The sequence below is a fragment of the Erwinia sp. genome (assembly GCF_031978025.1).
GTDB lineage: Bacteria > Pseudomonadota > Gammaproteobacteria > Enterobacterales > Enterobacteriaceae > Erwinia.
Map to the genome: position 1 here is coordinate 1 of NZ_DALZCD010000302.1, position 5,101 is coordinate 5,101.

Annotated in this window: 3 protein-coding genes; all 3 read left to right on the forward strand. The window is 61.5% G+C overall.

Going from position 1 to position 5,101, the window contains the following annotated elements; all coding sequences use genetic code 11:
• The first annotated feature begins 69 nt into the window (after positions 1-69).
• Positions 70-2,103 (forward strand): potassium-transporting ATPase subunit KdpB, encoded by a 2,034-nt coding sequence (gene kdpB / locus RTK32_RS18835; protein ID WP_312046672.1) that lies wholly within the window; start codon positions 70-72, stop codon positions 2,101-2,103.
• A gap of 10 nt (positions 2,104-2,113) precedes the next feature.
• Positions 2,114-2,689 carry a potassium-transporting ATPase subunit KdpC gene (kdpC, locus tag RTK32_RS18840; protein ID WP_312046674.1) on the forward strand — a complete coding sequence of 192 codons (576 nt, stop codon included), beginning with the start codon at positions 2,114-2,116 and terminating at the stop codon, positions 2,687-2,689.
• Between the two features lie 9 nt (positions 2,690-2,698).
• Positions 2,699-5,101 (forward strand): two-component system sensor histidine kinase KdpD (kdpD, locus tag RTK32_RS18845; RefSeq protein WP_312046676.1); only part of this gene is annotated, 2,403 nt, incomplete at its 3' end.

Sequence of the window (5,101 nt, forward strand, 5' to 3'; positions counted from 1 at the left end):
CCTGACCTTTATTCCCGCTCTGGCCTCCGGCCCGATAGCGGATCATCTGATGCACGCGGAGCTTACCCGATGAACCGTAAACAACTGGCTTTATTCGAGCCTGCGCTACTGCGTCAGGCGCTGGTTGACGCAGTAAAAAAACTGTCGCCGCAGGCGCAATGGCGTAATCCGGTGATGTTTGTAGTCTGGATCGGCAGCGTGCTGACCACGCTGCTGGCGATAGCGATGGCCTTCGGCCTGCCCGGTGATACCCGCTTTACCGCCGCCGTCAGCCTGTGGCTGTGGTTTACCGTGCTGTTTGCCTGCTTTGCCGAGGCGCTGGCGGAAGGCCGCAGCAAGGCGCAGGCCAGCAGCCTGAAAAGCGTACAAAAAACCGCTTTCGCCCTGCGGCTGAAAGAGGCCCGCCACGACGCGCCTTCGGAAAAAATTGCTGCCAGCGAGCTGCGTAAGGGCGATATTGTGCTGGCCAGCGCGGGCGATATCATCCCCTGCGACGGTGAAGTGATTGAGGGCGGCGCGTCGGTAGATGAAAGCGCCATTACCGGTGAATCGGCGCCGGTCATTCGTGAGTCAGGCGGCGATTTTGCGTCTGTCACTGGCGGCACCCGGCTGCTTTCCGACTGGCTGGTGATCCGCTGTACCGCCAATCCGGGCGAAACCTTTCTCGACAGCATGATCGCGATGGTCGAAGGCGCCAGCCGCCGTAAGACGCCCAATGAAGTTGCGCTGACCATTCTGCTGATTGCGCTGACGCTGGTCTTTTTGCTGGCAACCGCCACCCTGTGGCCCTTCTCGGCCTGGAGCGGCACGCCGGTCAGCGTCACCGTGCTGATTGCGCTGCTGGTCTGCCTGATCCCCACCACTATCGGCGGCCTGCTTTCTGCGATCGGCGTGGCCGGGATGAGCCGCATGCTGGCGGCTAACGTCATCGCCACCAGCGGTCGTGCCGTGGAAGCGGCGGGCGATGTCGATATCCTGCTGCTGGACAAAACCGGCACCATCACGCTCGGCAACCGCCAGGCCTCTGACTTTTTGCCGGCCAGCGGTATCGCCGAGCAGCGGCTGGCGGATGCGGCTCAGCTGGCATCGCTGGCCGATGAAACGCCGGAAGGCCGCAGTATCGTCGTGCTGGCTAAACAGCGTTTTAACCTGCGCGAACGGGACTTACAGCAGCTACAGGCGACATTTATTCCTTTTACCGCCCAGACGCGAATGAGCGGCATCAATTTACCGCAGCGCAGCATCCGTAAAGGCTCGGCCGACGCCATTCGCCGCCATGTGGTCGCCAGCGGCGGTCAGTTCCCGGCAGAGATGGATGAAAAGGTTAACGAGGTGGCTCGCCAGGGCGGCACGCCGCTGGTCGTTTCAGAAAATCTTGAAGTGCTGGGCGTGATCGCGCTGCGGGATATCGTCAAGGGAGGCATTAAAGAGCGCTTCGGTGAGTTGCGCAAAATGGGTATCCGCACCGTGATGATCACCGGCGATAACCCGCTGACCGCCGCCGCTATTGCCGCCGAGGCGGGCGTGGATGATTTTCTTGCCGAAGCAACGCCGGAAGCGAAGCTGGCGCTGATCCGTCAATATCAGGCTGAAGGCCGCCTGGTGGCGATGACCGGCGACGGGACCAACGATGCGCCCGCGCTAGCGCAGGCTGACGTGGCTGTAGCGATGAACTCCGGCACCCAGGCGGCTAAAGAGGCGGGCAATATGGTGGATTTGGATTCCAGCCCGACCAAGCTGATTGAGGTAGTGCATATCGGCAAGCAGATGCTGATGACGCGCGGTTCGCTAACAACCTTCAGCCTGGCTAACGACGTGGCGAAATACTTTGCCATCATTCCGGCGGCGTTTGCGGCCAGCTATCCGCAGTTCAGCGCGCTGAACGTGATGCATCTGCATTCGCCCTCGTCGGCCATTTTAAGCGCGGTGATCTTTAACGCCCTGATCATTATCTTCCTGATCCCGCTGGCCTTGCGCGGCGTTAGCTATAAACCGCTCAGCGCCGCAGCCCTGCTGCGCCGTAACCTGGCGCTCTATGGCTTAGGTGGGCTGGCCCTGCCGTTTATCGGCATCAAACTTATCGATTTGCTTCTTCAGCTGTAGGAGGTTTACCGTGTCGCAACTGCGTCCCGCGCTTTTTATGATGGCTTTTTTACTGCTGCTGACGGGCGGCGTTTACCCGATGGTCACCACCCTGTTGGGCCAGTGGCTCTTTCCGCAGCAGGCAAGCGGCTCCCTGCTAATGCTTGACGGCGAGGTTCGCGGCTCGCGGCTGCTGGGCCAGGCGTTCAGCCAGACAAAATATTTTCACGGCCGACCGTCGGCAACGGCGGAAACCCCTTATAATCCGCTGGCGAGCGGCGGCAGCAATCTGGCGCCCGGTAACCCGGCGTTGAATAAGCTGTTTGCCGATCGTCTGGCGGCCGCCCGGGTTGAAAACCCGGACGCCAGCGAACGGGTGCCGGTTGATTTACTGACTGCTTCCGCCAGCGGACTGGATAACGGCATTTCACCGGAAGCGGCGCGCTGGCAGATGCCGCGCGTGGCGAAGGCGCGCCAGCTCTCCCCCGAGACAATTAGCCGCCTGATCGCCGAGCATACCCGCTATCCGCTGTTCAGCTTCAGCGGTCAGCCCTATGTGAACGTGCCGGAGCTGAATCTTGCCCTGGATGCGTTGCGCACAAAATAAGGAAACGGCATGGCCGATATGCTTCGCCCCGACCCGGATCGCTTGCTGCAACAGACTCGCGAGCGGCCACGCGGGAAACTGAAAATTTTCTTCGGCGCCTGCGCGGGCGTAGGTAAAACCTGGGCGATGCTACAGGAAGCGCGGCGGCTGCACGCCCGTCAGCTGGATGTGCTGATCGGCGTGGTGGAAACGCACGGCAGGCAGGAGACGGCGGCGCTGCTGCAAGGGCTGCCGCGACTGCCTCCGCAGCAGCGGCTACATCGCGGCCGTCAGGTGGAAGAATTCGATCTGGACGCCGCGCTCGCGCGTCATCCCGCCGTGATTTTGATTGACGAGCTGGCGCACAGTAATGCCCCCGGTTCCCGTCATCCCAAACGCTGGCAGGATGTTAAAGAGCTGCTGGCGGCCGGGATCGACGTGCTGACGACCGTGAATGTGCAGCACCTGGAAAGCCTGAATGATGTGGTCAACGGTGTCACCGGCATTCAGGTACGAGAGACGCTGCCCGATCCCTTTTTCGATGCCGCCGACGAAATAATTCTTGTTGATTTGCCGCCCGACGATCTGCTGCTGCGCCTTAAACAGGGCAAAGTCTATACCGGCGACCGCGCTGACCGGGCGGCCGAGCACTTTTTCCGCAAGGGCAATTTGATCGCTTTACGTGAGCTGGCGCTGCGGCGTACTGCCGATCGGGTGGATAACCAAATGCAGGCCTGGCGCGACGGTCGTGGACGGGACAAAGTATGGCATACGCGTGACGCGGTGCTGCTTTGTGTTGGTTACGACGAGGGGAGCGAAAAGCTGGTGCGCACCGCCGCACGTCTGGCCGCCCGGCTGGGCAGCGAATGGCACGCGGTCTGCGTGGAAACGCCAGGCTGGCTACGTCTGACGCAGCAACAGCGCCGCACCGCGCTGGCCTCGCTGCGTCTGGCGCGTCAGCTGGGAGCGGAAAGCGCGGTGCTGGCCGACGCCTCAGCAGATAAGGCGATTGCCCGCTATGCACGCGACCACGACCTTGGCAAAGTGGTGTTGGGACGCGGCAGAGATCGCCATCTGTTTCGATCGTTTTCTTTAGCCGATCGCCTTGCCAGACGAGCGCCCGAGCTTGACCTGGTGATTGTTGCACCCGGCGACAGACCTGCCGCGACTACGCCGCCGCAACGGCAGGCAAAGCGCTGGCGTCAGGGAATACACGGCTGTCTGCTCGCCACAGCGCTTTGCGCGGCGATCACCTTTATCGCCAGCCACTGGCTGCTGGCTTTTGATCCGGCTAACCTGGTAATGCTGTATCTGCTGGGCGTGGTGGTGGTGGCGCTCCAGGCCGGCCGCTGGCCTTCCGTGTTTGCCACGATAATTAACGTCGTCAGTTTCGATCTCTTTTTTGTTGCTCCGCGTGGCACGCTGGCGGTCTCTGACGCACAGTATCTGTTAACGTTCGGCGTCATGCTGAGCGTCGGGCTGATTGTCGGTAACCTGACGGCAGGCGTTCGCTATCAGGCACGCATTGCCCGCTACCGTGAAAGGCGTACCGGCCAGCTTTACGCCCTGTCCAGCTCGCTGGCGACAGCCCGCAGTACGCAGGAGGTGGCAGCGGCAAGCCATCACGCCATTTATACTATTTTTCACGCCGACAGTACCCTGTTACTGCCTGATGAACATGACCAGCTGACCCGGCAGCTTCCTGCGCCAAACGTGATGAGCTGGGATGAAGGCATTGCTCGCTGGAGTTTTGTGCAGGGCGAGCCAGCGGGCGCGGGAACCGACACCCTGCCCGGTGTGCCTTATCAGATCCTGCCGCTGCGCGCCGCAGAGAAAAGCCTGGGCGTGATGGTGATTGCGCAGCAAACACCGCCCGCCCTTCCTGAACAGCAACAGCTGTTGGAAACGGTTCTGCTGCTGACCGCCAGCGCGCTGGAACGTTTACAGCTAACGGCCAGTGAGGAGCAGGCGCGCGTGATCGGCGAACGCGAACAGCTGCGCCATTCGCTCCTGGCCGCGCTGTCACACGATCTGCGGACGCCGCTTACCGTACTGTTTGGCCAGGTCGAGATCCTGACTTTGGATCTGGCGTCGGCCAAACTGCCCCAGGCCCGCCAGGCAAGTGAAATCCGGCAGCATGTGCTGCGGCTGACGCGGCTGGTGAATAATTTACTGGATATGGCCCGTTTACAGACCGGCGGCTTTCACCTGAAGCGTGAATGGCTGACGCTGGAAGAGGTGATTGGCAGTGCGCTTGCCACGTTGGACCCGGGCGGCAGACAGCCCGTTACGTTGGAGCTGGCCGATCCGTTAGCGTTGGTTCACGTTGACGGCCCGCTGTTTGAACGCGTGCTGATCAATTTGCTGGGAAACGCCATGAAATACGCCGGATCATCGGCGCAGATCGGCATCCGCGCGCAAACTCGCCCGGGC